The 24,351-nt window shown below is 57.9% G+C and carries 24 protein-coding genes and 2 tRNA genes; 8 read left to right on the top strand and 18 right to left on the bottom strand.

From position 1 onward, the window contains the following. Positions 1-24 precede the first annotated feature (24 nt). Positions 25-435, bottom strand: coding sequence for a SufE family protein (locus LRK71_RS02845; protein WP_232400914.1), 411 nt, complete (start codon positions 433-435; stop codon positions 25-27). 138 nt (positions 436-573) lie between these two features. Here LRK71_RS02845 and LRK71_RS02840 point away from each other — a divergent pair, with 138 nt between their 5' ends. Further along, a complete protein-coding gene (locus tag LRK71_RS02840; RefSeq protein WP_232400912.1) occupies positions 574-1,089 on the top strand; it encodes a hypothetical protein in 516 nt (171 codons plus the stop codon). Positions 1,090-1,367: 278 nt separating this feature from the next. Here the strand turns inward: LRK71_RS02840 and rnd are convergent, their stop codons facing one another. The 4 genes from rnd to LRK71_RS02820 form a co-directional block, all read right to left on the bottom strand. Next, positions 1,368-2,525 (bottom strand): ribonuclease D, encoded by a 1,158-nt coding sequence (gene rnd / locus LRK71_RS02835; protein WP_232400911.1) that lies wholly within the window; start codon positions 2,523-2,525, stop codon positions 1,368-1,370. 88 nt (positions 2,526-2,613) lie between these two features. Beyond that, positions 2,614-3,216, bottom strand: a complete 603-nt coding sequence (gene purN, locus LRK71_RS02830; RefSeq protein WP_332460236.1) for a phosphoribosylglycinamide formyltransferase — start codon at positions 3,214-3,216, stop codon at positions 2,614-2,616. Continuing rightward, positions 3,213-4,259: a phosphoribosylformylglycinamidine cyclo-ligase gene (purM, locus tag LRK71_RS02825; RefSeq protein WP_232400910.1), complete on the bottom strand. Its 1,047-nt coding sequence runs from the start codon at positions 4,257-4,259 to the stop codon at positions 3,213-3,215. The genes purN and purM overlap by 4 nt, the downstream gene beginning before the upstream one ends. Before the next feature lie 117 nt (positions 4,260-4,376). Beyond that, entirely contained in the window at positions 4,377-5,348 is a 972-nt protein-coding gene (locus tag LRK71_RS02820) for an MBL fold metallo-hydrolase (RefSeq protein ID WP_232400909.1), read from the bottom strand. 117 nt (positions 5,349-5,465) lie between these two features. Between LRK71_RS02820 and LRK71_RS02815 the strand changes: the two genes are divergently transcribed. Next, on the top strand, positions 5,466-6,401 hold the full coding sequence (locus tag LRK71_RS02815; RefSeq protein WP_232400908.1) for a LysR family transcriptional regulator: 936 nt from the start codon (positions 5,466-5,468) through the stop codon (positions 6,399-6,401). Positions 6,402-6,435: 34 nt separating this feature from the next. Further along, positions 6,436-6,511 (top strand) — tRNA-Ile (locus LRK71_RS02810). Between the two features lie 443 nt (positions 6,512-6,954). Here LRK71_RS02810 and LRK71_RS02805 read toward each other — a convergent pair. Continuing rightward, a complete protein-coding gene (locus LRK71_RS02805; RefSeq protein ID WP_232400907.1) occupies positions 6,955-7,842 on the bottom strand; it encodes a LysR family transcriptional regulator in 888 nt (295 codons plus the stop codon). 107 nt (positions 7,843-7,949) lie between these two features. On the opposite strand from LRK71_RS02805, the gene LRK71_RS02800 reads away from it, so the two are divergent. Then, on the top strand, positions 7,950-8,162 hold the full coding sequence (locus LRK71_RS02800) for a hypothetical protein (RefSeq protein ID WP_232400906.1): 213 nt from the start codon (positions 7,950-7,952) through the stop codon (positions 8,160-8,162). 191 nt (positions 8,163-8,353) lie between these two features. Here LRK71_RS02800 and LRK71_RS02795 read toward each other — a convergent pair whose 3' ends face one another. Further along, positions 8,354-8,791 (bottom strand): nuclear transport factor 2 family protein, encoded by a 438-nt coding sequence (locus LRK71_RS02795; protein WP_232400905.1) that lies wholly within the window; start codon positions 8,789-8,791, stop codon positions 8,354-8,356. 191 nt (positions 8,792-8,982) lie between these two features. Beyond that, positions 8,983-10,302, bottom strand: coding sequence for an ATP-binding protein (locus LRK71_RS02790; RefSeq protein WP_232400904.1), 1,320 nt, complete (start codon positions 10,300-10,302; stop codon positions 8,983-8,985). A gap of 165 nt (positions 10,303-10,467) precedes the next feature. Between LRK71_RS02790 and LRK71_RS02785 the strand changes: the two genes are divergently transcribed. The 3 genes from LRK71_RS02785 to LRK71_RS02775 all read left to right on the top strand — a co-directional run bounded on the left by LRK71_RS02785 (position 10,468) and on the right by LRK71_RS02775 (position 12,605). Then, a complete protein-coding gene (locus LRK71_RS02785) occupies positions 10,468-11,382 on the top strand; it encodes an MBL fold metallo-hydrolase (protein WP_232400902.1) in 915 nt (304 codons plus the stop codon). Positions 11,383-11,455: 73 nt separating this feature from the next. Next, a tRNA-Asn gene (locus tag LRK71_RS02780) sits at positions 11,456-11,530 on the top strand. 217 nt (positions 11,531-11,747) lie between these two features. After that, positions 11,748-12,605 (top strand): hypothetical protein, encoded by an 858-nt coding sequence (locus LRK71_RS02775; RefSeq protein ID WP_232400900.1) that lies wholly within the window; start codon positions 11,748-11,750, stop codon positions 12,603-12,605. A gap of 256 nt (positions 12,606-12,861) precedes the next feature. On the opposite strand, the gene LRK71_RS02770 is transcribed toward LRK71_RS02775, so the two are convergent. Genes LRK71_RS02770 through LRK71_RS02745 form a run of 6 tightly spaced genes read right to left on the bottom strand, consistent with a single transcriptional unit; the run spans position 12,862 to position 18,037 of the window. Further along, the gene (locus LRK71_RS02770; protein ID WP_232400899.1) at positions 12,862-13,242 is read right to left on the bottom strand and encodes a hypothetical protein; all 381 of its coding nucleotides are present in this window, start codon (positions 13,240-13,242) and stop codon (positions 12,862-12,864) included. Then, positions 13,239-14,252 (bottom strand): phage portal protein, encoded by a 1,014-nt coding sequence (locus LRK71_RS02765; protein WP_232400897.1) that lies wholly within the window; start codon positions 14,250-14,252, stop codon positions 13,239-13,241. The genes LRK71_RS02770 and LRK71_RS02765 overlap by 4 nt, the downstream gene beginning before the upstream one ends. Next, complete coding sequence (locus tag LRK71_RS02760) at positions 14,249-14,809, bottom strand: hypothetical protein (protein ID WP_232400896.1); 561 nt, start codon at positions 14,807-14,809, stop codon at positions 14,249-14,251. The genes LRK71_RS02765 and LRK71_RS02760 overlap by 4 nt, the downstream gene beginning before the upstream one ends. Further along, entirely contained in the window at positions 14,806-15,393 is a 588-nt protein-coding gene (locus LRK71_RS02755) for an HK97 family phage prohead protease (protein ID WP_232400895.1), read from the bottom strand. The genes LRK71_RS02760 and LRK71_RS02755 overlap by 4 nt, the downstream gene beginning before the upstream one ends. Beyond that, a complete protein-coding gene (locus tag LRK71_RS02750; RefSeq protein ID WP_232400894.1) occupies positions 15,393-16,499 on the bottom strand; it encodes a phage major capsid protein in 1,107 nt (368 codons plus the stop codon). Before LRK71_RS02750 ends, LRK71_RS02755 begins: the two co-directional genes overlap by 1 nt. After that, a complete protein-coding gene (locus tag LRK71_RS02745) occupies positions 16,499-18,037 on the bottom strand; it encodes a terminase TerL endonuclease subunit (protein ID WP_232400893.1) in 1,539 nt (512 codons plus the stop codon). Before LRK71_RS02745 ends, LRK71_RS02750 begins: the two co-directional genes overlap by 1 nt. Positions 18,038-18,156: 119 nt before the next feature. Between LRK71_RS02745 and LRK71_RS02740 the strand changes: the two genes are divergently transcribed. Beyond that, on the top strand, positions 18,157-18,399 hold the full coding sequence (locus LRK71_RS02740) for a hypothetical protein (RefSeq protein WP_232400892.1): 243 nt from the start codon (positions 18,157-18,159) through the stop codon (positions 18,397-18,399). Between the two features lie 570 nt (positions 18,400-18,969). On the opposite strand, the gene LRK71_RS02735 is transcribed toward LRK71_RS02740, so the two are convergent. The 4 genes from LRK71_RS02735 to LRK71_RS02720 form a co-directional block, all read right to left on the bottom strand. Then, positions 18,970-19,617, bottom strand: a complete 648-nt coding sequence (locus LRK71_RS02735) for a hypothetical protein (RefSeq protein ID WP_232400891.1) — start codon at positions 19,615-19,617, stop codon at positions 18,970-18,972. Between the two features lie 2 nt (positions 19,618-19,619). Then, a complete protein-coding gene (locus LRK71_RS02730) occupies positions 19,620-19,868 on the bottom strand; it encodes a hypothetical protein (RefSeq protein WP_232400889.1) in 249 nt (82 codons plus the stop codon). Between the two features lie 228 nt (positions 19,869-20,096). Beyond that, complete coding sequence (locus tag LRK71_RS02725) at positions 20,097-21,302, bottom strand: tyrosine-type recombinase/integrase (protein ID WP_232400888.1); 1,206 nt, start codon at positions 21,300-21,302, stop codon at positions 20,097-20,099. 364 nt (positions 21,303-21,666) lie between these two features. Beyond that, positions 21,667-24,324, bottom strand: coding sequence for a hybrid sensor histidine kinase/response regulator (locus LRK71_RS02720; RefSeq protein ID WP_232400887.1), 2,658 nt, complete (start codon positions 24,322-24,324; stop codon positions 21,667-21,669). Positions 24,325-24,351: the final 27 nt, after the last annotated feature.

The following is a 24,351-nucleotide window of genomic DNA, read 5'->3' as shown; positions in this document are numbered from 1 at the left end:
GCGCTTTGGGCCGTGCTGGCCAGTTCAGCGGTGGGCGGCTGCGGTCTCGCGGATTCGTTCGATCATGGCGCGCACACCGTTGGAGCGCTGCGCCGACAGATGTTCGTTTAGCCCCAAACGCCCCAGTTCTGCACGGGCATCAACCGTCAGAACCTCATCCAGTGTCAGGCCGTTATACAGGCAGCGCAGCACAGCAATCAGGCCGCGCACGATCAACGCATCACTTTCACCGTCAAAATGAAAGCGTCCCTCTGAAATCACCGGATGCATCCAGACCTGACTGGCACAGCCATCCACCTTGGTTGCAGGCACGCGCAGCGCCTCGTCCAAAGGCTCCATCGCCTTGCCCTGTTCGATCACATGCCGATACCGGTCTTCCCAGTCTTCCAGGAATTCAAAGTCCTCGACGATCTCTTCAAATGCGGCACTGGCCATGACCGGGCGTCCCTTTTGTTGGTGACGAAAATCAGCAGACCAGCACCTATGCCGCCTGCCAGTGGTTTTCAACTGCTTTTCAAGCGCCGCGCAATCGGGTAACCACAATCAACAGACCTAAAAGACGGGCGGGACGACATGCGCAAACCCTTGGCATTATTGATGGCAGGCAGCCTATTGCTGGCCGGTTGTGGCGGCTGGAGCGATTCACGCATAAACCCCGGCAATTGGTTCGGAAAATCAAAATCCGCCCCTGTTGCATCCGCAGCAACGGGCGATGTGAACCCGCTGATCCCCGAAAAAACCGGCCTTGGTATCTTTGATCGCCCCGAAAAAGAAGACATCAGCCTGCCGGCAAGACAGATTAGCGAACTGCGGGTAGAACCTACGCCAAACGGCGCCATCATCTATGCCACCGCCATCGCGGCCCGCCAGGGAGCCTATGATCTGGCACTGAAGCGGGTGCCGGATACCGCCCCCGACACGCTGGAATATACCTTCAACGTTGTCTACCCCGAGGCCGGAACCCCAACAGGTAACGAACATAGTCGCACCCTGCGCGCGGCTGTTACCCTGTCAGAACAGGATCTTCGCGGTATTCGGACCATCCGCGTCAGCGGCGCGGAAAACGCCCGCGAAACCCGCCGCCGCTAACCCGCGCGACCCGCCCGGAACGAATACCCCCGAAAGGGACAAAAGGCGCCGCTTGATTTTACCAGCGGCGCCTTATCATTTCCAGAATCAGATACGTCGAACATCAATCTTCGCGAGGACCTGCCGCCCTATCGGCCAACACTCGGTCAGCCTTGTGGGGCAACAGAGAGCGCATCGCATTCATTCACATTCGGGCGACAGGCCCTCGTTTATTGATTTCGCATGTCGGATAGCTCGAAATAGGAAACCACTTTCGAGCGACAGGCTCTAGCGCTTACCTACAGGGCAACAACCTTCACCGATTGCCCCTTGGCTGACAGGGCGATTTCACCATTGCACAGGCGCAGCGCATCCTCGCCAAAGACTTCCTTGCGCCAGCCCGTCAGGGCGGCAACGTCACGCTGCCCGGATGCAATCGCATCCAGATCCGCGCTGGGGGCAATCAGCTTGGCGGCCACCCCGGCAGATTCGGTCTTGGCCTTCAGCAGCACCCGCAAAAGATCGGCCAAGGCGGGGTTTACCTGCATTTTCTCGCGGCTGCGATCCACTTTGGGATGCTGTTCCGGCGGGCAATCGATACCCTTAGCAACGGCCTGCAGGATGCCTTCGGCAATCGCGCCTTTGCGCGCCTCGCGCAGCAACAGGCGAGAGCCACCAAGATCGGCTGTAGTGCGTGGCTTGGTCGAGGCCAGTTCTACCAAAGCGTCATCCTTGAACACCCGATTGCGCGGCACATTGTTGGTCTGGGCATAGTCTTCGCGAAAGGCGGCCAATTCCCGTACCACCGCCATGAATTTGCCTGAAGACGTCCGGGTTTTCACCCGGCGCCATGCCTCTTGCGGCTGGATTTCATAGGTGGCAGGATCCGTCAGAACCTGCAACTCTTCCGAAACCCAGTGAGACCGTCCACTGCGCTCCAGATCAGCGGCCAGGAATTCATAGACCTGGCGCAGATGCGTCACATCGGCCAACGCATAGGTCTTTTGCGCATCGCTCAGCGGGCGGCGCGACCAGTCAGTAAAGCGAGAGCTCTTGTCAATGCCTTCCTTGACGATCTTACGCACCAGGGTTTCATAGCCAACCTGATCGCCAAAGCCGCAGACCATCGCTGCGACCTGGGTGTCAAACAGGGGTTTAGGAAAGACTGCCGCATCAACCCAAAAAATTTCAAGGTCCTGACGGGCGGCGTGAAACACCTTGACCACGGTTTCATCGCGAAACAGATCATACAGCGGCGCAAGCGACAGCCCTTCGGCCAGCGGATCCACCAGAACCGCGTCACTCTCTCCGTCACCGGAAAAGGCCAGCTGGATGAGGCAGAGTTTGGAATAATAAGTGCGTTCGCGCAGAAACTCGGTATCGACCGTCACGTAGGGGTGGTTCGCAGCCTCTTTGCAAAAGGCATGCAGCGCGTCGGTGGTGGTCAGAGTTTTCATATGTAACGACTTTTCTGGTAATCTAAACGAAGGTGAATATGGTGATACGCCTTTGCCGCCCGCAATGCAAACCGCAGGTCAGCCCGGTTCAACCCTGGAGATACACCGGGCTGCGATCACCGCCAGCAAAGCGGCGCAGCACTTCCGGGTAGAGCCGATGTTCCTGCACCAGAATGCGCGCGGCGAGCGTTTCTGCGGTATCGCCTGCCAAAACGGGGACCCGCGCCTGGCCCAGAATCGGGCCATCATCCAGAGCGGGCGTTACCTCATGCACGGTGCAGCCATGTTCACTGTCTCCAGCCTCCAGCGCCCGCGCATGGGTGTGCAATCCTTTGTATTTAGGCAGTAAAGAGGGGTGAATATTCAGCATACGCCCCTGAAAATGCCCAACAAAGCCTGCGGTCAAAACCCGCATGAACCCGGCCAGACAGACGATATCGGCCCCAGATTCCAGAATGGGTTTGACCAGCTCTGCCTCAAATGCGGCGCGATCGCCCTTAAAGGGGCGGTGATCGACAGCGGCGGTGGCAATCCCGGCCGCCGCCGCCTTTTTCAGCCCGCCTGCCTCGGCGTCGTTTGACAAAACCAGACAGGGGCGGGCCGGATGGTCACCCTGCATGCTCTCGACCAGCGCCACCATGTTGGAACCGCCACCCGAGACCAGAATAGCAACCTTCTTCTTATCGCTCACAGCAGCTTGCCCGTATAGCGCATGCCTTCCCCGGCGGTGACTGTGCCCAGACGGCTGACGGTTTCGCCCTCGGCCTCCAGCACGGCAATCAGATCATCGGCGCGATCGGCTGAAACGGACAGGATCATGCCAATGCCGCAGTTAAAGGTTTTCAGCATCTCGGCCTCGGAAATGCCGCCCACCTCGGCCATCCATTTGAACACGCCGGGCAGATCCCAGGCATTCAGGTCGATATCGGCACCCAGATCTTCGGGCAGAACCCGTGGCAGGTTTTCGGTTAGGCCGCCGCCGGTGATATGGGCCAGCGCATGCACGCCCCCGGCCCGCACCGCTGCAAGGCTTTGTTTTACATAAAGACGGGTTGGGGTCAGCAACGCCTCGCCCAGGGGACCCGCGCCAAAGGGCGATTCCGCGTCCCAGCCCAGACCGGAGAGGTCGACAATCTTGCGCACCAAAGAATAGCCATTGGAATGCACCCCATCCGAGGCCAGCCCCACGAGCACATCGCCCTCGACAACGCCTGCAGGCAGGGCAGTACCGCGTTCCATCGCACCAACCGCAAAGCCGGCCAGATCGAAGTCACCCTTGGGGTACATGCCGGGCATCTCTGCGGTTTCGCCGCCGATCAGGGCACAGCCAGAACGCACGCAGCCCTCGGCGATGCCTTCGATGATGCGGGCGGCGGTTTCGGTTTCCAGCTTGCCGGTGGCAAAGTAATCAAGGAAGAACAAAGGCTCTGCCCCCTGACAGACCAGATCGTTGACGCACATGGCAACCAGATCGATACCCACGCCGTCCACATGGCCGGTATCAATGGCGATGCGCAGCTTGGTGCCCACGCCATCGGTGGCCCCTACTAGGATCGGATCACTATAACCGGCATCTTTCAGGTCAAACAGCGCGCCAAAGCCGCCCAATCCGCTCATCACGCCGGAGCGATTGGTCCGTTTGGCGGCCGGCTTGATGCGGTCCACCAGGGCATTGCCCGCGTCAATGTCCACACCTGCATCCGCATAGGTCAAACCGTTCTTGCCGCTGGTCATCTCTTGGCTCCTTAAAACTGGTTGCGCAGCCTTTAGCGCAAGGCTGACCAGAAAGAAACAAAGGAATCCACCGCGCGCATCTTGTCGCGCGATGGAGGGGCACAATCAGCGCCCTGCTCAGAGACCAAATTGCCAGGGCGCGGGCTGATAGGCATAGCTCTTGCCATGGCGCAGCACCCGGCCAAGTCCAGGAAAGTCGATATGACTGCCAGTCAGCAAGAGGTTATCGGCCACCGCACGATCAAACATCTTGACGCGGGTTTCAGCCGTCAGCGCCGCATCAGTGTCAAAGGCAATGGTCCAGTCCGGATAGGCGAACTGAAGCGCCGTGCTGTGGATGACATCGCCCCAGAACAGCAGCTGTTGCCCGCCGCTGTCCAGCATATAGCCAGTATGACCCGGCGTATGACCCGGCAACGGCATCGCAGTAAACCCATCAATGACAGCGGCTTCGCCTTTAATCAGCCGCAACCGATCCGCATAGGGCGCAACCGTGCCCCGCGCCATCTGAAAGAACCCGCGGCTGCCTTCGGGAACAGAGGCCATGATCGCGTCATCATGCCAAAAGTCCCACTCCACCTGTGACACCACCAGCTCTGCATTGGGATAGGCCGCCTGGCCATTGGCTTTGACCAGCCCCCCCGAGTGATCCGGGTGCATATGCGTCAGCAGAACGGTTGAAATCTCAGAGGGCTTCACGCCCGTGGCGGCCAGAGCGCCCCCCAAGGCACCAAGACTTGGCCCCATCAAATCTGCCGTCCCCGCATCAATAAGAATTTTACGATCCCCCTGCTCTACCAGATAGCCATTCACGGGAATATTCAGCCCTTCAGGGGTCATTTGATGCAGCCCCTTGGCAAGGGCGACCTCTGCCTTCTCTGCGTCATAATCCGTAAACAGCTGCACCCCCAGCGGCAAGTGGCCATCCAGAAGCACAGTCACCTTTGCATCCCCCAGATGGAACTGGTGCAGCACAGGCGGCAGCGCGGTAGGCGCCCCTGCGGTGTCAGCCACTGCCTGGCCAGAAATCAAGGTGGCAGCAGGTGCAGCAGCCAACCCGCCGAGTAAGGTTCTACGATTGATCGTCATAAGAGACTCCAATATGGTTTCGACCAGTATCGGTCACAAATTTCAATAAAGTAGCAGTCTCACCTGGCTGTAGCCAGAATATTGCTATTACAGATATAAGCAGGAATTATAACAGAAATGGATCGCCTTGGATTGCTTGAAAGCTTTGTCATTGCCCTGGATGAAGGCAGCCTGAACCGGGCAGCACAGCGGCGCGGCATCAGCCAGCCTGCGATGAGTCTGCAAATCAAACAACTTGAGGCGCTGTTGGGCCATGAGCTGCTGCATCGCTCTTCCACTGGGGTCAAGCCGACCCGCCCCGGCCAGTTGGTCTACACCCAGGCCCAGGGGCTACTGTCCGGCTATGACCGGATGTCCGCCGAGCTGAGCGCCCTGACGGACAGCATTTCTGGCACCTTTCGCATCAGCACCAGTACGTTTTTTGGCCGCATCATCCTGGGGCCGGTGCTGCTGGAGGTGAACCAAGCCTATCCTGACCTGGATATCGTGATGAAACTGGAAGACCGGCTGGTTGATGTTGTGCGCGAAAACGTGGATCTGGCCATTCGCTCTGGCACGCTGGGCGACAGCGACGGCGCGGCACGCAAAATTGCCCAGATGGAGACCGTGCTTTTTGCCACCTCAACCTACCTAGATCAGGTCGGTCGCCCCAAGGAACCCGAAGAGCTGAAGCGGCTTAAATTCATCCAGCACCACGAGGACCAGACCGGCGGTTTTGTCCCGCTCACCCTAGACGGGGTGGAATATCAGGCACCAGTCCATGTGGGCTTTACCGCGGATGATCCCGATCTGATCATCCGCGCGGTCAGCAACCATACCGGCTATGCCCGCGCCCCGCGCCTATTCCTGGAAGAGGCCCTTTGGGATGGCCGTTTTGAGGAGATCCTGCCGCGGTATCAACCACAACATAAAGAAATCTATGCTGTTTACCCGTCACGCCACAGCTATGACAAACGCCACGAAGTCATCATTTCCAGTCTTCTCGATCGGATGGAAGCCCTGCGTGTCGCGTCAATTGCCCGTCGTCACCCGCCTGCTGCAATCATAGCTTGACCTTCTGGCAAGCATTTTCTAACCACGTCGCAGCGGGCCTGTAGCTCAACGGTTAGAGCAGAGCGCTCATAACGCTTTGGTTGCGGGTTCAAATCCTGCCAGGCCTACCAATCCGCCAAAATTATTCATTAAAATCAACACCCTCGGTGTGCAGCACTCGCATTACCGCAGCTTGTACGTTTCAATGGGTTATGGCGTGAGTGTACCGCAGTTTTCTGAGAGGAACACCGAGAATCTATCCCCGAACGGCAGTTCTGGATGGAATGATGGGTGATGAGAGGCTCGAACTCCCTACATCTTCGATGTGAACAACACGCCCCTGGCACAAGCCATTGGTTCCAGGCAAGGGAACCGCTTTTTACTCAAGCGTTTTTCAACACCTGCGCAAGACAGGTGGGTTCAACCCGGTTCACGGAACCTATGAGGGAGCATATGCAGGCTAGCCGGAGAGCGGTCGTTCGGGACGCAATTCATAGACAGTCGGCGTGCGGATGAATACGCAACCGGTGTGATTGGCCGCCGCAATTCTCTACTCCAGTTTCACGGGAAGTTTCTACCTGAAAACGGCGGCATAGCGGGGCGCGAAGAACTTCGCGAAGGCCTTCACTTCGGGGCGCCGATACGCCTCTGGTGCGATCAACATCAAGTGCTCCGAGTTCATTTCCTCCAGCGGCGCAAAGCATTGGATGAGCGTGTCATCGCTTTCGGCAAGTTTCACGTTCATGATTCCAAGACCATAACCCGACCGGATCGCGGCATGCATCAAATCTATCTCGGAATAGGTTTGCCTGATCTGATCAGGTTCTGCATGGCGGATCAGCCAATCGTGATAGGCTGACGGCACACCTTCACGCAGGAAGCCGACAAACGTATGGTTGAACAGGTCTTCGATCGAGGTCGGCAACCCGTGTTTTTCGGCGTAGGAACGGGATCCGAACAGCGCGTAACGCGCGGTGCTTATCTTGCGGCAGATCAGGTCTGGATGGGGGGGACTTCTTGTCACGCGCAATGCTACATCCGCTTCGCCAGCCGACAGATCCAGGACTTCGACGCTGGGCAGGAATTCGAAGCTGACATCGGGGCGGAGCAAAGAGAACTCGCTGAAGATCGTTGCAACCCGGGGTGAGAAGTTGCCGGAATAGGCCGTGATCCGGATCGGCCTGGTGCTGTGCAGCGTTTCAACCATCTGCGCCAGGCAGGTTGCCGCCGCTTCGATTTCTTCCGCGTTCTGCAGGATCGCTCGTGCTGTTCCGGTCGGCCGGAAGCCGCGCGTGTCCCGCTCGAACAGGGTTACGCCAAGCTCATGCTCAAGCGCCTCAATGCGGCGCGCAACGGTTGGCTGGGCCATGCCGAGCTGGCGCGAGGCAGCCAAGGTGGACCCCGAGCGCACGACGGCAAGAAAGACCCTGATTTCTGACCAGCTCCGGAATTCGTTCTTCATTTTTGTAGAATAGCACATCGCCGCGGCCGATACCGGGAAAATCGCGCAGCCGCTACAGTGGGGGCACCTTCGCAGCAGCAGAAAAGGCCCGAGAGATGAACGCATTCATGACCAGCGCCCGCACCGTCCCGCCGCTTCAAAAGGCTCTTGGCTTCATCCAGCGTGTTTTTAACTTCGCCCCCCGCCTTGAGGAAACGCAGCCCGATGACGCCCGATCCCGGCGGGAATTCATCTGGGAGGTTCTTTCCCGTAACCCGGATGCCTTCTCCAGCGATGCCGACGTCCAAAGCATGATGAGCATGTATCCCGGCAGGTTCTGACTAGTTCGGGGCCGACCTTGGGCGCTAATCCGCCGTCCGCTGCAGACCGTCGAATGGCAGCTTTCGGGCCGGTCGCGCCGATCCGCAATGCCCAGCCGCCTTTGCTTTGCAAAGTCAGGAAACTGCGGGTCGCTTCCACCCGTGCCGAACGCAGCATCATGCACTTTGCCCTTGCAGCTGGCCGGGGCTCCTCACTTCCAGGTCAGGCTTTGCCCGGAAAAACAGGCGGCCAGAGTGTCAGGCGGCATCTGCCCCAGTTGTTCAAACATGCTCAGGCAATCTAGGCTTGAGATGATCTCGGCAATCAGCCCCTCTTCAAACCGCACCATCATCATTCCATCCACCGCAACCGGCGTGACCCGATCCGCACCAGCGGCGCAAACGGTATAGGATACGCAGGCCAAATCACCATCCGTCATGAACTGGTGCATGTCGATTTTGATCGCCCCGAGTAGCGTGTGGAAGACCTCTACCAACAGGGGGATATCGCGCCTTGGCGCCAGCTGGCCGATCAGCATGTCATCCTCCTGCACAGAGGGCGCCAGAAACGAATCCAGTTCAGCCAGATTGCGGTCTTCCCAGATAACGGTGAACCAGCGCGCAATCATGTCTCGTTTACTTATGGTCATTCTCAGATCGAACTTTCAACTTCAAATACAGCGGGCTCATATCGCGCCAGAGGGAAGTACCCCCTGCCGGGCCCTTGGGGGTTAGACTGCAACACACTGATTAACAACCGACAAATTTCTGTCAGGGCGCGATGGAGGTAGCGGATTTTCTCACATGTCCTGAAACGGCAAAGACGGCGACAAGGGGGCCGCTAGCGGCCAATCACGATATCAGCCGACAAGCCGCCAAGCGCCTCGCTCTGCCCCAGCCGCAAGGTACCGCCATGGGCGCGGGCGATGTCGGTGACAATCGCCAGCCCCAGACCAACCCCCGAGCCCAGATCCTGATTCCGCGCCGGGTCCAGCCGCGCAAAGGGCCGCACCGCATCGCCGCGTTGTGACGCGGGAATGCCGGGCCCATCGTCTTCGACACGCAGCCGCAGGGATTTTTCAGTCAAGGCCACCGAGACCCGCGCCCGCGTGCCATAGCGCACCGCATTCGAGACCAGATTTTCGAGCGCGCGGCGCATCGCCTGCGGTCGCAGCAGCACCGTGCCCGCGCCGCTCAACTCTCCCAGCATCACGTCCTTGCCCTGTCGCTGCCAGGCCTCGACCACTGCAATTGCCAGCTGCTGCGGATCCACCGGCTCTGGTTCTCCGGTAGAGGCCCCGCGCGAGAAATCAAGAAAGGCATCCAACAGCGCCTGCATCTCCTCGACATCGCGCAGCATCGGCTCTGCCTCGTCCTCATCGATCATCGCCAGACCCAGCTTGAGCCGGGTCAAGGGCGTGCGCAGATCATGGCTCACCCCCGAAAGCATCAGCGTACGCTGCTCGATCTGGCGCTCTATGCGCGCCCGCATATCGACAAAGGCACTGCCGGCAACCCGCACTTCGGTCGCGCCGCGCGGTGAATAGGAAAGGTGCCGTCCTCGGCCAAAAGCCTGCGCCGCATCGGCCAGTTTCTTGATCGGGCGCAGCTGATTGCGCATGTAAACAAAGGAAATCACCGTCATCAGAAACCCAAAAAACACCATGGTCACGATCAACTGGTGCGGGGCTGCCGCAGTCAGGCGTCGCCGGTCCAGGGCCAGCTCCAGAGTGCCGACCTCGGTGTCAAAATACAGCAAAAAGGCGCGGTCTTCCGGAAATTGCACCGCCACGAACCCCTCCAGCTCGCGCTGCAGCTTCTCTCGCACCACCCGGCCCGAAAACTCGTTCAGGCTAAGGGCGGTCTGCGGCGGCGGCGCATCTGGCGGCAGGAACCGTGCCTGCATGGTCAAGGGGGCCAGATAGGGCGTCAGGCGGCTCAGATATTCCTCGGGAGAGCGCGCCCCCCTGGCCTGTTGCCGCAACAGCGCAATTTCGCGCTGAATGGTGGCGGTCATCTGCGTGGTAAGATCCTCAAGATCGCGTTTGATAAAGACAATCGTGACCAGTAGCTGCAATGCAACCACGGGGACGACAAGGATCAGTGCCGCACGGGCATACAGGCTGCGCGGGACATATTGTTTGAGCCATTGGAAGAACATAGGCTAATACTAGCGGCGCGCGCCCCCCCTGTGAAGGCCGCTAAATCATAGCGCCCACACTGGCAGAGAGACCCGGTCCGCGACAACAGGACCGGGGCGATGTCCTGGCCCGGGTGCGCATAGGTTCACAGCGGCCCCAAGCGGCCCCAATCAAGGCAGAAACACATGCAGGCCCCTGATGATTTCGACCCGATCCCCGGTCAGCCAGAGCAGCTAGAGCCAGGCGTGCGGCGCCTGCTTGCGCCCAACCCCTCTGCGATGACCTATCGTGGCACCAATACCTATCTGGTCGGCACCAGCCAGATCGCAGTGATCGACCCTGGCCCCGATATCCCCGCCCACCTAGAGGCCATCCTGGCGGCGCTGCAGCCTGGGCAAGTGATCAGCCATATCATCGTCACCCATAGCCACCTGGACCACTCACCGCTTGCCGCCGCCCTTTCGGCCCGCTGTGGTGCCCCCACCTATGGGTTTGGCGATGCGAGCGCCGGGCGCAGCCCCATCATGCAAGACCTCGTCTCGGCTGGGATGCGCAGCGGCGGCGAAGGCATCGATATGGGCTTCACCCCCGATATTACCCTGGCGGATGGGCAATGCCTGAACGCGCCGGACTGGCAGCTTGAGGTGATTCACACCCCCGGCCATCTGGGCAACCATATCGCCCTGGCCCTGAATGACGCCTGTTTTACCGCCGATCATGTCATGGGCTGGGCCAGCTCTCTCGTCTCACCACCAGATGGCGATCTGACCGATTTCATGACCTCCTGCACCCGGCTTCGCGATCGGGATTGGCGGGTGTTCTACCCTGGTCACGGCGGCGAAATCACCGATCCACAGGCACGACTGGACTGGCTGATCAGCCACAGGCAAAACCGCGAGGCGGAAATCCTCGCCCATCTGCAACGCGCCCCGGCCACCCCGGCCGAGCTGGCACGCGCAATGTACAGCGACACCCCGGAGGCGCTGCTGCCAGCAGCAGAACGCAATGTCCTTGCCCACCTTGTCGACCTAACCAGCCGGGCAAAAGTCCGTCCCCAGGACGAGCTGACAGAAGGCGCGCTCTTCCATTGGCTTGGTTGACAAAACTTTTTTCAAAAAATCGGCTCCACCCCCTAGACCTCCCCAATCCGCCTCGCTATATCGCACGGACCGTTCCGGCGTAGCTCAGCGGTAGAGCAGTTGACTGTTAATCAATTGGTCGTAGGTTCGATCCCTACCGCCGGAGCCATAAAAAGCCACTAAGCTCAATAGCTTGGTGGCTTTTTTGACTTTAGATCCTTGCGAACACATCCAAGCTAGTAGCCACATAGTAGCCAGCCAAATACTGCATTGACGTACCTCGAACCTCTGGCCAACAAAGTTGAATTCATTGACAGAATGTAAGAAAGCGCCTGTATAATCACGAATGCTCGCATTTTGGGCACAACTAGCAAAATGGACGTATTATGACGAAACCAAAACCGTTCGCGTTCGTGCTGATGCCGTTCGGCAATGAGTTTAATGACATCTATCGGATCGGCATCCAAGAAACGGCAAACAAGCACGGCGTCGTCGCAGAGCGGGTTGACGAGCAGATTTACACTGAGAGCATTCTGGAACGCATCTACCGCCAGATCGATGCGGCGGACTTTATAATCGCCGATATGACGGGAAAAAACCCCAATGTTTTCTACGAAGTCGGATACGCTCATGCGAAGGAAAAGATCTGCACCCTTATCACCCAAGAAGCAAATGACATTCCTTTCGATTTGAAGCATCACCGCCACCTAGTTTACAATGGGTCAATTACGGATCTCCAAAGGATGTTGGGTGAGGACATCGATTGGGTTAAGTCGGAGCTGGAACGTAGAAAAACTGTTACGTTCGAAGTCAATGTGAAAGCCCAGAACGAATTGCTGACTATGAGCGAGTTCGCCCGAACAGGAACTTTCGAGCTTGTAATAGACATCCACAACAGAACGGAAAAGCGTAGCCCTGAGATCGACGCGATATACCTGAATACCTCGGAAAGGTGGGAGATCAAACAAGATGGAAAACGTTGCGGCCATACGAAATCTGACGATGAAAACTTAAAGAGAAGGCACATCCTGGCAACAAGTACGAACCGGCTTGCACCCGGCGCTTGGACCCAAATTAGATGTGAACTGGAAACAAGTTTTTGGCGGAAGTATCGGGATGGAGGTGTCGAACCTAGAGAAATCTATAGGGCACAAGGTTTTATGGTTGTCCAGATATCAACCGCAGAAGGCATGTTTCCAACTCGTGTCGATCTTGATGTAGTGTTTGACGAAATCCCTTTCTAGGTCACAATCTGGCATCTTGGCTCCAACTTGTCTGCGATCTGGCGCAGGGACTGTAGGTCTTCAACAGTACCCTTGCCCGATCTGTACGCAGTGGCCAATCGCCTGAGTTGGAACAATTCCTGATCCGTGAAACCTTGCATCTTTAGAGCGGTCACGCCTTGATCACTTGCGAGGTCTAACAGGTCACCCAGATATTCCCGCCATTCAGCGTCTGTCGCGGTGGCGTGAGGGGCCGTGGGTATCTGAGGATCTGGGGTCAAAGCGTGTCGCTCCGAATATCTGGTATGCTGTCCATCGCGCGGGCGATGTATGACACAGTTGCGCCCAGAGCATCAGCGGCACGCACCTCTTGCGGAACATACCATGTGCTTCCTAGCAGGATGATATGCGAACTATTGGGTGAATTTTCTGTGATCAGTGTCACAACTGTACCGCCCTGATATACTTGCGAAATGGTGAACACAGTTTCCGGTTTCAGATCACGAAACCCGTAGGTGACTTCTCGTAGGTCAAAGCGATATTCCCCACCTGCTGTGATCGGGGCGCCCCCGCCATCCAGAGCATACTCATAAATACGGGCATCCTGCCACACCGGATTGAACCGGGCGGCGCGTTTCAGATTGGCGGCATGGGTCATTCAGTCCACCCCACCAGCTTCATGGCCCGTTCCAGATCAACGCCAGCTTTCACCAGAGCGCCCACAGATCGGGCACGACCTGCCGTGTCCGCACTCATCATGGCGTCAAGGTTCAGACTGGCCACGTTCAGCTTAGCCTGAAACTCTGGCATGAGTTGCCGCCCCATCGGTTCAAGGGTCTGCAAGGCAAACAGACGATAGGCCTCACGCATCGCGCCTGCGTTGCCCTGTTCGGTCACCAGAGCCGGGGGAATGCCCGCTGCGCTCAGAATGCGGTGGTGTAGCCCATCGGTTGCCGGGTTGAGGTCCATCTTTTGCAGATCAGGGGTTAGTTCTACCCGGCGCAGTTCTGAGCGATCCCCGCCTGTCTGGTGGCCGAAGTCTTGCTTGCTCAGCACCGTGGCTAGCGATCCGGTGCGCAGCCCAGACAAAACCTTGCTTTGCTGTTCCTCGGGGATATTGGCTGACATCGGCAACAAGCCCTTACCCACCATCGGCATGGCCCCGGATACAGCAGCTTCAATCTCGGCCATCAACATGGGCGATAGGCCCATGAGCGTAAATGGTGATCGACCACGCCACGGCTTCGAGGGGGCCGGGTTGATCACCAGCTTGAGTACCTCGGGTTCCAAAGCCCTGACTGTTTCTGTAGTGTTCACCCGAGCAATGTGTAGGTGATACCGGCCCTGGCCCAGTTCGTCCCAATAGGCCACGGGCAACAGCTTGGCGACGTTGCCTTCCACCCGGATATGCCAGACGCTTTCACCACGCAGACATAGGTCAAGACCAATGGCCCCCATAGTGTCAGGCGTCAGCAGATCGGCTGGGGCTGGGGTGATCATGGTAAAGCCCCGCGACCACATGCCCACGGCAGTGGCGACGGTTGCAGACAGGGCCGCACTACCATCCGCTTGCAAGGTCTTGCGCCTCGCATCGACGTATGTCTGCGTCATGTTGGAAAAACCGCTGCGCTGTTCCAGATCGGATTTCTTCCGGAATGGCCAAATCATTGGCGCACCTCATTCGCTAAAAGAATGCCCGCTCCAGAAGCCCAAAACAGGCCCTGCAAGTTCTCGCGGGTCAAACTAGTGTCGCCAGCAGATTGACTCTTGAATTCCCGACGCTGGGGCATGTGCACCAGTTGATACAGAGCGAGGTTTCGGACGGCCTGCACCACGTTGGCGGTTGGAGCCGGTGGCGTCACGGTACCCACTTGGGTCAGGCGGTAGAGCGTCCACGGTACCAGTTCGACAAGGCCCGCTTCGGCCAAGTAGGTTTCGGAATGGCTCAGCCAAATGCCGTTCAGATATACCTCAACATCCAAATCTGCAGGGTACGGATAGCGAGGCCAGCGGTATCCGTCTTCACGGTTTACTTTAATGATCACCTTGCCGGCGGTGACCGGACGAAATGCCCGGTTCGTAAAGGTCTCGGCCTGTATCCAGCTTGCGGCGATCATGGCGGCAGCGTCCACCTCTGACACGCCAGCCTCCAATGCGATTTCAGATGCCACCAGATCAGACGGGGCATCGCCATGGGTGAATTCGGTTTCCAGCAGGTCGATCATGGCAGCCATATCCTCGGTTGGGGTTGGTGGCGCTGCGCCCGGTCCATTGCCCGTAATTCGGCCTCGCTAGCCTCATAGGCTGGACGGGTGACAAGGCTCAGTTCGTATAGGAGCAGGGCCCCAAGTTGACGGATCATCACTCCGGGGTTTCCGGGTTCAGGCACCAGCTTTTCGGCATCGGGCACCACGTCCTTGGGCGGCACCCGAAAACCGGGGGACACGCCTTTGATCAGGCCCGCGCCAAGCATCGCCAGCGCATCGGTCACATGGCTGGCACGTTCCGCGCCCTCGGGAATGATGGCGCTAAACTCAAGAAATTCTTCGGTGTCGTTGAATTCAAGACTGCCCGCCTTTTTCGAGGCCAGCGGCTTATCGAAACTGTGACCTACCAGCAAATTCACTTCCCGCGTGTCGTCTTGCAGCGTGAAGTCAAACGCCCCCGGCATGATCCGTTCTTTCCTGATGGTGCCGCGATCTGCGATCACAGCCAATGCTTGATAGGGGAAGCGGCCCACAATCGTGGGTCGCCCTCCCTGTTGCCGCACCTCAAGGGATTGCGCGACCCATGTGGCGCGGCTTTCCATTATGCGCGGTCCTGCACGTTTTCCAGTTTCAGGAAGTGGGTGCTGAGGCGCTGGAACAGCAGATCGACAAAGGCAAACGCAGTTATCGCGATCTTGCCGGATTTGCTTTCGCTGTATGGATCGATCACTAGTTCGACGCCGCCCCATGTCGGCATGAAAGCGTGGCCACCCGTCGCCGACAGGTACACATTCGACGCGCCTTTGCCGGTGGCATCCCGGGCACTCTGCGCGCTTACCTGTTGCGACCAGACGCCACTAAATCCGGCTGATCTAAAGCGGTCGTATTCGCTTACGGCAGTGCCTGTGATCAGGCTGTCAATCAGCGTTTGACGCAGGATAGGCGCACCCGCGAAGTTGATGCCCGAAACGTCCGACAGTTTGGCGCTTTCCCAAAGGGTGGTTGCGCGCAAATGTAGTTCGGTGAAGCTGGCAATGTCCGACACGTTGATCGCCCGCGCCCCGGTCAAGGCGTTCTCTAGGCCAGTTGGCTGTTCATTGGCCCCGGTGCCTTGGAAGGCTGCAAGGTCAATACCCTCGCGCATGACTTCGGCCAGATCGCGACGTAGGATGCTTTCAATCGCCGGGTTCTGTTTGGCCGCTTGGCGGGTCACCACATATCGCGCATTTGCGGTCTTGATAGTCGGCGTTTGGCTGGTCGTGGTGATTGCAGTGGCATCGCTGCCAGCACCTTCAGCCACCCACGACATGGTGCCGCCCCCGGTGATTTCAGGGAATGCGGGGGTGCCGGAAACCTGAATTGCTTTGATACCGAACCGCGCCGCTGCCGACGTTTCAAAGAACCGTTGCAGATGGTTCATCACCGGGCGACTCGCTAATTCTTGGCTGGTGCCTGCACTGGCATCGGTGGCCAGGTCCGCGCGTTCTTCTAAATCGAACACGGCCCACGGCACCTGAATGCCTCCTTTTTGCGACGGCCCGTTGCGCTGTTCTAATTCCTGCGAGATTTCCAGTTCGCGTCCGTCCAGCGGTTTACCTTCGGTCACGCTGGCAGTCAGACCCGATAGGCTGAAATTGCGGCATTCCCGCTCAAAATCGGTTTCAGCCTTCTCCGGTTCCTTTATCTGGTCGCGTTCAGCACCTTCCACTAGATGCGGGCGGTTTTGTGGCTCTTGTCGAGTTGGCAGGCCCCGGTGGTGCTCACCTTTACGTCAGCCTCACCCAATGAGCCCTCCAGCAAAACACTGCGTACCATGTTGACACTGCCAGACAGGAATAGACGGCGGGTGGCGCGAATATCCTGATCACCGTCACGTGGGCCGGTACCGCGATAGATCACGGGCCACGCCAGCTTTTGACGGGCCAGCGCGGTGGAAAATTCGGCTTGCCGGTATCGGTCGCAGGAAACGGACGCCACGGGATGATTACCTACCATATCCACCACGGCAGGCAGGAATTCGTTCAGATCGGACACGCTGCCAGACGTTTCGATCAAATCACTATCAAGAGCAGCGCGGTGCCATAGGTCGCCCACAAGATCTCGCTTACCTCGGGTGATTAAGTCCATATCAGCACCGGGGAAGGCCCCCAGCAACTTGATCAAGCCGGATTGTTCGTATGCCACGACGGCAGCGGTCATTGACGCAGAACCGCCCAGATCAATCCCGATATGCACGGGTTCACCGGGTATCGGCTCGGGGTTGGCGCGATAGGCTTTGGTCAGCGTGGGGTAATCCAGCAGCAATTGCCGTGTTGGTGAAAGTGGCATGTTGAGTTGCCAGACACAGAATTCGGTCAAACTGCCCGAATGCAATGCCTTGTCGTGTGCATCCTTCAAAAACCGCAGTGGCTTAATAGTTCCACCATCCGGATTTGCCTTTGCCCAGGTAGCTGGATCGCTGGGGTCGTCGGTTTTGCTGGCCCCGTAGCAGATCACATGCGTTCGAGGGTCAGGGTTTTCGATCATTTCATTGAAAATCAGGTTGTCGCCACGGGTGCCCAGCCCAATCAATTGGCCATCGCGTGACGACAGGGCATCGTAGTATCCCGTGATCAATTCGTCTTGGCCTTTGGTGATCAGGCCGCATTCATCAATGATTGCGAAGTCGAGACCCAGACCGTGCCCGCCCCAATTGCTGCCGGTGCTGAGATAGACCTTGCAGTTACGCATTTCGAGAATGCCGGGGCGCGGGTCAGAGCGGCGACGTAGTTCGTCTTCACGGCCAGCTGTTTCCAGCAGAGCAAACATGTGATCGGCAACGTAACCGCAGTGCTTTTCTGTAGGCGCGGCGACAGCCCCGACGCAGCCTTCCCTGTAAGCCGGGCTGTCAGGGCACACGAACGCCAGCAGCAAAAACGCCAGCAGCATGGATTTTCCCAGCTTTCGGGGCAGTGTGTAGATCAAGGTTCGGAATGTCGGGCCGTCAATGTCACGGCTGAACAGCGCCACCAGCAATCTTTTCTGGAAGGAGCTTAGGCCAAACGGCTGGCCCTTGTTTATCCCGTGGGGAACAGTGAAGGTCTCGCGGCCCCACTGGTCGAGGCTTTCTACCAAAGCGATAACATCCGCCGAAGCGGTGAAGGTCTTCTTGGTCGATTTCGCCAGCCGTAAAGCCATAGCGCACAAGTCCCAATACTCTGGGAACCGGTGCCCTCCATGGCTTGGTTCGGTGAAAATATGCCCCATTATGCAGAGGGGATGATCAGCATGTCAATCGTCTGGAGTGGTCGTTTCAGGCTGTTTCGTTCAAGTGGTGCCTGTTAGGGTCCAAAACACATTGCTGAATTCCGAAGGAGCCGAGAAAGATGAAGTGGATGCTGGTTTTTGTGTTCGTCCATGCGACGACTGACAAGCTACAGAGTGATAGGCATGTCGAGGTGCTTCCGAGCAATACCATTTTTGATGCTTCTGCTGATTGCTTGGATGCGGCCAAGGCGGCGACCACCGAATGGACGCAGGCCAAAAAGGACACGAGAGCGAACAACGCGGAAGCGGATTTCTACTTCGGGAAATCGGGTAGCCGCTTCGTCTGCATTCCGAAGGTCTAGTCCTGACGCCTAAGCTATTTTCAGAGTGACAAACAACTCCCGCCCTACTCCGATAGATACCCGGGTCTCATCCCTCCCAGCAGGGTTCCCTTGATGTTTGATGGTGTGTCCTACCCGCCAGACGAGACAAGGAGATTACGGATGTCTGGCGCTGCCGTTCGAATTTGATGTTCACAGGCAGCGGGCAGGACGCGGATAGAATAGCGAAAATCCACATGTGCGTCAACGCACATAGAAATAACCTTAACATCACAAGTGTGCAAACAATTGTAGTTCGTTTTGGTTCGGCAACCAAGGTCAGCGGCGAGAAAATTCCCTACGCACACTACTCTCAACACCGATTTCTAACATAGAAACCTCCCCCTGCTCCGCCCGGTCTGCTCGTTGTCTCGCTAGGACTGGCCAAAGGTCAGGCCCCTACTGTCCCTATAACCTTTCTTTTTATCATAACCCCTTGGAAGTAGTTATAGGGATAGTAGGTATTAGTTCAGTTGGTCAGGATAGGAAAAGCAAAGTTCTTAACCCAGCCACAACCTTTCCTTTCGACACTCAGCATCGCCCCCGCATCCCTTACGGGTCAATAAAGTAAGGGTATTCGGGGTCGGAAAAATTTTTCTTTTCCTGCATCGCAGCCTTGTATGCGTCCGCTGCGAACATCCAGAACAGGCGAAGAACCCGTATCGATGAGTGTCGGTAATACCGCTTGAACACGGCCGTGGGTTCGCCCTTTTCTTTGGCCTCGCTAATCATGTGCTGTATCTCAACCGCGTATATCGCCGTGAAGTTATGCCAACCGTCGGTGGTGATCACGTACCGGAAAATGTCGATCTGGTACCCATCAGGCAGATCTTCGGCCAAGCCGTTCAGCATCCCCCATTCACCCTGGGACACGGGCCTACCTGTCTGTTTCCTGAACGCCTTGGCCATGATGTTGGCCATGTCGCGCGTGTCCAACGTGGGTGGTTCTCCGACGCGCAGGGCCATCACCTTCACCGGTTTTCCGGTCTCATCATCCACGCCCATCGTCACCATTTTCTGAATAGGCGCTATGTTCGTCAATTCTGTGAGCGTGGGGGGCGACACGCCAAGCATTGCCGCCCATTCGTTTCGAGACCGCAGCGCCCATTTGTGGCCATTGCACATCTGGCATTCTTTTGCGGTCAGATCGCCTATGAGTTGGCATAGTTGGTCATGCCGCGCTTGCTTGTCCTTACGCATTATCAGCCCACCCTGAGCGTTTCGAGGTAGAACCGCACGTCAGCAGGCTTGTAGCGCACCGTCCTGTAGCCCATGCGATAATAGGGTAGCTTGGGCGCTGTGCCGTTCTGTTCGGCTTCATATCGGTCAGTCTTGAGTTGCCCCGAAGTCAGCGCGCCTCCAGTCATGGCTTCCACCTGCTTGGGCGAAAGGCTAGGCATGTCCAAATCGGTAACGGGTTTGGGGGTGGTCGTGTTCAGTTTCAGGGCCATTCGGGCCTCCATGGAGTAGTGTTTCGCATTGCGCCAGCGGCGCGGTGACTGCGAATGGCGTTCACTGTCTCAGACCCACCGCAGAAGGCGGAGACGGAACGCAGCCCTCCATGGCAGCATTCGATAGTGCAATTATTTGCCTTTGCGGTGCGTTGGTCAACAATCGGTTTCAAAGTGGTGCGTACCCTGCACCATTGCGACTGGAAACGCCCGGTTAATTTTGAAAAATCACGCGATCGCGGCGTCCGTCAATCGGTCAATCTCGTCGCTGATCATCTGCATCTCGTTTCGAAGCCGCTCAGGATCACGACTAGCGAGATAGCCAAGAGTTACATCATTATCGGCATGGTTCATCATCCGACGCAGTTTTGGATAGTTCACGTTCAGCCGTTCGGCCAACACGGCAAACGTCCTGCGTGCATCATGAAAGCTAAACGGCTCGCCTAGCGCTTCTCTCGCCCGCACCAAGGTCTTACGTGGGTCGCCAAGGGGGGCAATCCCCCAGATATAAGCCCCTTCTACATGGCGCTCTCTGAGCCGACGGAACAGCTCCAGCACTTGGAGACTGCATGGCAGAGTCAGAGGTTGGCCATTCTTGCTGCGCTCGGCGGCCACGGTAAAGGTGCGACCCTTGAAATCCACATCAGCCCATTGAAGGTTTGCTGCTTCGGACTTGCGTAAGCCAGAGCGCACCAGCAGTTCGCAAAAATCGCGGAAGTTCTCGCCTGCATTCTTGTGGCGGTGCGATCTTGCCTGACCTGCAGCGACGTCAATAGCCGCGAACCACGCCTGAAAATCGGTGATATGATTTTGCCTGCGGGTGGCCTTCGGCATCAACTTCAAAGCGGTCACGCGGCGCACCGGGCAATCGTGCAGCACCGGAACGCCGTCTTGATCGGCGGTCAGTTCGCGGGCATAGTTCCAGCAACTCCGAAACGTCCTCATGGCAAGAGCGGCACCGCTGGGAGTGCGCTTCATGATCTTGTTGAAACGGTCCAGCGTCATTTGGGGCGTGATGTGCCGCAGCTCCCGTTTATGCCAATCCCCGAAATCCCGACGCAGGGTGTTTCGGTAGTTGGCGGCGGTGCTGGCCTTGTGATCCCTGCCCGACAAGAAAGCGTCAACAGCGTCGCCCAGCGTCATGCCCTTGGCCCGCTGTTCGGCCTTTACCTTGTTCGGATCAGTCCCTCCCACCATCTCGGCAACGGCTTTCTTGGCAAGTTTGCGAGCATCGGCCAAGGTCAGTTGATCGGTGTTGCCCAGCGTGACACGACGTTTCTTGCCACCCACGCGGCCCTCGGCAAAATACGCTTTCTTACGGGTGCCAACGCGAAGCCCCAGCCCCTGCGTCTGAGTGTCGAAATAAAACGCCTGCCCGGCATCGGTCTGCGGCAGATCACGAACCATATCAGCTTTCAGCAATAGTTGGACCATTTGCCCCCCGGAATTCTAACAAAGTAGCCATTTAGTAGCCACCTCACCGCACTATATGGTACCGAACACCTCCAAATCAATGGCAAGGAATTTACATTATTTCCTTAGTTTAAATATAGATAACCAGAATCACGCCAAATAACTCGCAACCATGGACGGACACAACAAGAGACTGTTAATCAATTGGTCGTAGGTTCGATCCCTACCGCCGGAGCCAAAGATTTCAAGGGCCTAGTGTTCATTCGCTAGGCCCTTTTCTTTCGGGAAACGCCCGGGGGAACAAACTCCTAAGCGCTATTCTACACCTTGCCAGACACTGCTGGGGGCCGCATTCGGCAGGCGGTGATCTGCGCAATCGCGCTCTCTACGCTGTATGGGCGGGCTGTATCAGATGCGCCTCCAACAGCGGCTTTACCCTCTGCCAGTTGCTCGCAAGCGCGGCACAGGCGAGAGGGGCGTCTGTTGGTAGCATCTCGATGTCACTCAGGGCGCTGCGCAGCTCTGCGAGCCCAAGAACGGCTGCTGACCCCGCGAGGCGATGGGCCTCTTTGCGCTGCGCCGGTTGTAGCTCTGTGCCGGCCTGAATCTCTGTGATGAACTGCGCAACCTCGGCAATGAAGGACTGCAGAAACCCGAGGGCACGCTCGGGGCCAAGCGTCTCGAAAAACTCGGTAATATCGGATTGTCCGCTAGCTGGATCTGCGTTTGTCGCCTGCGGAGCCGACGTGATCAAAGCGGGTGCCCCCTTCGCGCGACGCACCACGAGCGCTGCCAAATCCGGCCCGCTGATTGGTTTGGTCGCCACCTCTGCAAACCCTGCCGCAAGAATCCGGGCATGGTCCTCTGGCCCGGTATGGGCAGTCAGCGCGACGATCTCTACCCCTTCGGCCAATTGCCCAGCACGAATACGGTGGATTGCTTCGATCCCGTCCACCTCTGGCATGCTGATATCCATCAGGACCAGGTCAAACTGCTGAATGCGGCAGGACTCGACCGCCTGCGCCCCACCAGCAGCGGCGGTAACCTGGTGCCCCTGGTTCTGCAACATCTTCTGAAGCAATTCGCGGTTGATGTCGTTGTCTTCCACCACCAGAATTCTGGCACTGTGCTCCAGCGCAGGCCTGTCCTGTGCGTGCTCTGGCGTTTGCTTGGCCTCCAACGTCAAGGGAAGGGTCAGGGTGAACAGGCTGCCCTCGCCCAATTCGCTCTCGCAGGTGATGGTGCCGCCCAGGGAATCGACAATACGGCGCGTGATGGCCAGGCCAAGGCCGGTTCCCTCAGAGCCGCGCCCAAAGCTGGCATCAAGGGTGATAAAATCCTCAAAGATCCGTTTCTGATCCTGCTCCGCTATCCCTGCACCGGTATCAGAAACATGAAAGGCGATCTGACCGGGGCTTGCGCTGTGCTCAACCTCGACCGTGATCCGCCCATCGTTGGTAAATTTAATCGCATTGCCAATCAGATTTAGCAGCGCCTGCTGCAGCGCACGCATGCGACCCACAACATAATCGCCGTCTTTTATATGGTAGTTCAGGGTCAATTGGTTGCCCCGGTTTGACGCCGCAGCTTTCTGGCTCTCGATCAGGCCATCCAGGATCTGCCGCAGATCAAAGGCGCTGGCCTCTTCGGAGGCGACCCCGGCCTCCAGGCTGGACAGTTGCAAGATATCATTGACGTGGTTCAGCAGCAGCTCTCCGGAAACCTGCATTGCGTTCAAATAGCGCAGCTGCTCTTCATCGGGATCAGTCAGATGCAGCAGATCAACCGCCCCCAGAATACCCGTCAGCGGTGTGCGCATCTCATGGCTCATCACTGTCAGCAGATTTGCCTTGGCCTGTTCGCCCGCCAGGGCATCATCGCGGGCGCGCCGCAGTGCTTCTTCGGCGGCGATCCTATCAGAAATGTCACGAATGTAGCTGACAACCACCAGATCCGCCTGGCTGCGGCTCACCGAGAGAGAGACCTCGACAGGAAAGACCTCGCCCGATTTGCGAAGCCCTTCCAGCTGCACCCTGCCGTTGCCGACCAAGCGCGGCTCGGAGGTTTGCCAATAGCGATCCATGCCCACTCGATGGGCCGCCCGCAAATGCGGCGGAATGATCAGGCGCTCCATGCTGGCACCAATCGCCTCGTCGCGGCTGTAGCCAAAGATCGTCTCGGCAGCGCCATTGAAGGCAAGGATCGTCCCTTCCCGGTCCACCACGAGAATGGCATCCAGCGAGGAAGAGATCATCGCCTCCATCCGGGACAGCGCCTTGCTGCGCTCCCTGGCCAGATCCCGGCCCCGGCGATACATCCCCCCCAAGAGCAAGGCAGTGATGGCCAAGGCCGCAACCAGCGCCACCACGACAAACGCCATACGCGACAGAAGGGCAAAAAGATTCAGGCGTTTGCCTTCGGCACCTTTGACCTGCATTGACACGCCAAGCAGCGCCAGTTCTCGGACCTCATCGCCGTTGTCTTCCAACTGCGCCAGGATCTCAGCACGGTTTTGCATCAACTGTGCATCCGGCACGTCAATCAATTCCACCAGGGTTGCGCGCCGCGCCTGCAGGCGGCGCAGCACCTTGCCCCCCCGATCACTGTCACGCATATCCGCAAAAAGCGGCCCTTCAACAAAGGTATTGATGCGGCTGTAATAGAGATCAAACTGGCGTCGCACATTCGCCAGATCCGCAGGCTCCTCCACCAAGAGCGTTTCGGATTGCAGCTTCAGGTGCTCTACCTCGGCCTGCGACAACACCCATTGCATATTATCGGTGGCTGCGGTGGACAGGCCATCGAGGCGATGCACCACCTCAAGCCCCATCCGTACGGCCTGCACCGCAAGCAGCGGCAAGATCAAAAGAGATAGAAAAAATAGTACCTTGGTGGTGCGAGGCCAGTCCCCTGCCGTCAGAGCGGCAGACCGAGTACCAAAAGGCCACCCCCCAGACAGGGCAGCCCGCCGTCCTACAGGGGCGGCAGTCTCTGTGTCGGGCTTCTGTTGGCCCTGCTGGCCCTGTTGGCTGGTCTGCATCATATCACTCAGCCATCTTGGCCTTTCTTG

The sequence above is a fragment of the Pseudophaeobacter flagellatus genome (assembly GCF_021228235.1).
GTDB lineage: Bacteria > Pseudomonadota > Alphaproteobacteria > Rhodobacterales > Rhodobacteraceae > Pseudophaeobacter > Pseudophaeobacter flagellatus.
The sequence above is the reverse complement of the archived record's forward strand: the minus strand, read 5'-3'. Positions and strand labels throughout refer to the sequence as shown.

Bases quoted from the DNA above. Each gene is read 5' to 3' on its own strand.
- LRK71_RS02845 (WP_232400914.1), bottom strand. From the start codon at position 435: ATGGCCAGTGCCGCATTTGAAGAGATCGTCGAGGACTTTGAATTCCTG.
- LRK71_RS02840 (WP_232400912.1), top strand. From the start codon at position 574: ATGCGCAAACCCTTGGCATTATTGATGGCAGGCAGCCTATTGCTGGCC.
- rnd (WP_232400911.1), bottom strand. From the start codon at position 2,525: ATGAAAACTCTGACCACCACCGACGCGCTGCATGCCTTTTGCAAAGAG.
- purM (WP_232400910.1), bottom strand. From the start codon at position 4,259: ATGACCAGCGGCAAGAACGGTTTGACCTATGCGGATGCAGGTGTGGAC.
- LRK71_RS02820 (WP_232400909.1), bottom strand. From the start codon at position 5,348: ATGACGATCAATCGTAGAACCTTACTCGGCGGGTTGGCTGCTGCACCT.
- LRK71_RS02815 (WP_232400908.1), top strand. From the start codon at position 5,466: ATGGATCGCCTTGGATTGCTTGAAAGCTTTGTCATTGCCCTGGATGAA.
- LRK71_RS02805 (WP_232400907.1), bottom strand. From the start codon at position 7,842: ATGAAGAACGAATTCCGGAGCTGGTCAGAAATCAGGGTCTTTCTTGCC.
- LRK71_RS02800 (WP_232400906.1), top strand. From the start codon at position 7,950: ATGACCAGCGCCCGCACCGTCCCGCCGCTTCAAAAGGCTCTTGGCTTC.
- LRK71_RS02795 (WP_232400905.1), bottom strand. From the start codon at position 8,791: ATGACCATAAGTAAACGAGACATGATTGCGCGCTGGTTCACCGTTATC.
- LRK71_RS02790 (WP_232400904.1), bottom strand. From the start codon at position 10,302: ATGTTCTTCCAATGGCTCAAACAATATGTCCCGCGCAGCCTGTATGCC.
- LRK71_RS02785 (WP_232400902.1), top strand. From the start codon at position 10,468: ATGCAGGCCCCTGATGATTTCGACCCGATCCCCGGTCAGCCAGAGCAG.
- LRK71_RS02775 (WP_232400900.1), top strand. From the start codon at position 11,748: ATGACGAAACCAAAACCGTTCGCGTTCGTGCTGATGCCGTTCGGCAAT.
- LRK71_RS02770 (WP_232400899.1), bottom strand. From the start codon at position 13,242: ATGACCCATGCCGCCAATCTGAAACGCGCCGCCCGGTTCAATCCGGTG.
- LRK71_RS02765 (WP_232400897.1), bottom strand. From the start codon at position 14,252: ATGATTTGGCCATTCCGGAAGAAATCCGATCTGGAACAGCGCAGCGGT.
- LRK71_RS02760 (WP_232400896.1), bottom strand. From the start codon at position 14,809: ATGATCGACCTGCTGGAAACCGAATTCACCCATGGCGATGCCCCGTCT.
- LRK71_RS02755 (WP_232400895.1), bottom strand. From the start codon at position 15,393: ATGGAAAGCCGCGCCACATGGGTCGCGCAATCCCTTGAGGTGCGGCAA.
- LRK71_RS02745 (WP_232400893.1), bottom strand. From the start codon at position 18,037: ATGGGGCATATTTTCACCGAACCAAGCCATGGAGGGCACCGGTTCCCA.
- LRK71_RS02740 (WP_232400892.1), top strand. From the start codon at position 18,157: ATGAAGTGGATGCTGGTTTTTGTGTTCGTCCATGCGACGACTGACAAG.
- LRK71_RS02735 (WP_232400891.1), bottom strand. From the start codon at position 19,617: ATGCGTAAGGACAAGCAAGCGCGGCATGACCAACTATGCCAACTCATA.
- LRK71_RS02730 (WP_232400889.1), bottom strand. From the start codon at position 19,868: ATGGCCCTGAAACTGAACACGACCACCCCCAAACCCGTTACCGATTTG.
- LRK71_RS02725 (WP_232400888.1), bottom strand. From the start codon at position 21,302: ATGGTCCAACTATTGCTGAAAGCTGATATGGTTCGTGATCTGCCGCAG.
- LRK71_RS02720 (WP_232400887.1), bottom strand. From the start codon at position 24,324: ATGATGCAGACCAGCCAACAGGGCCAGCAGGGCCAACAGAAGCCCGAC.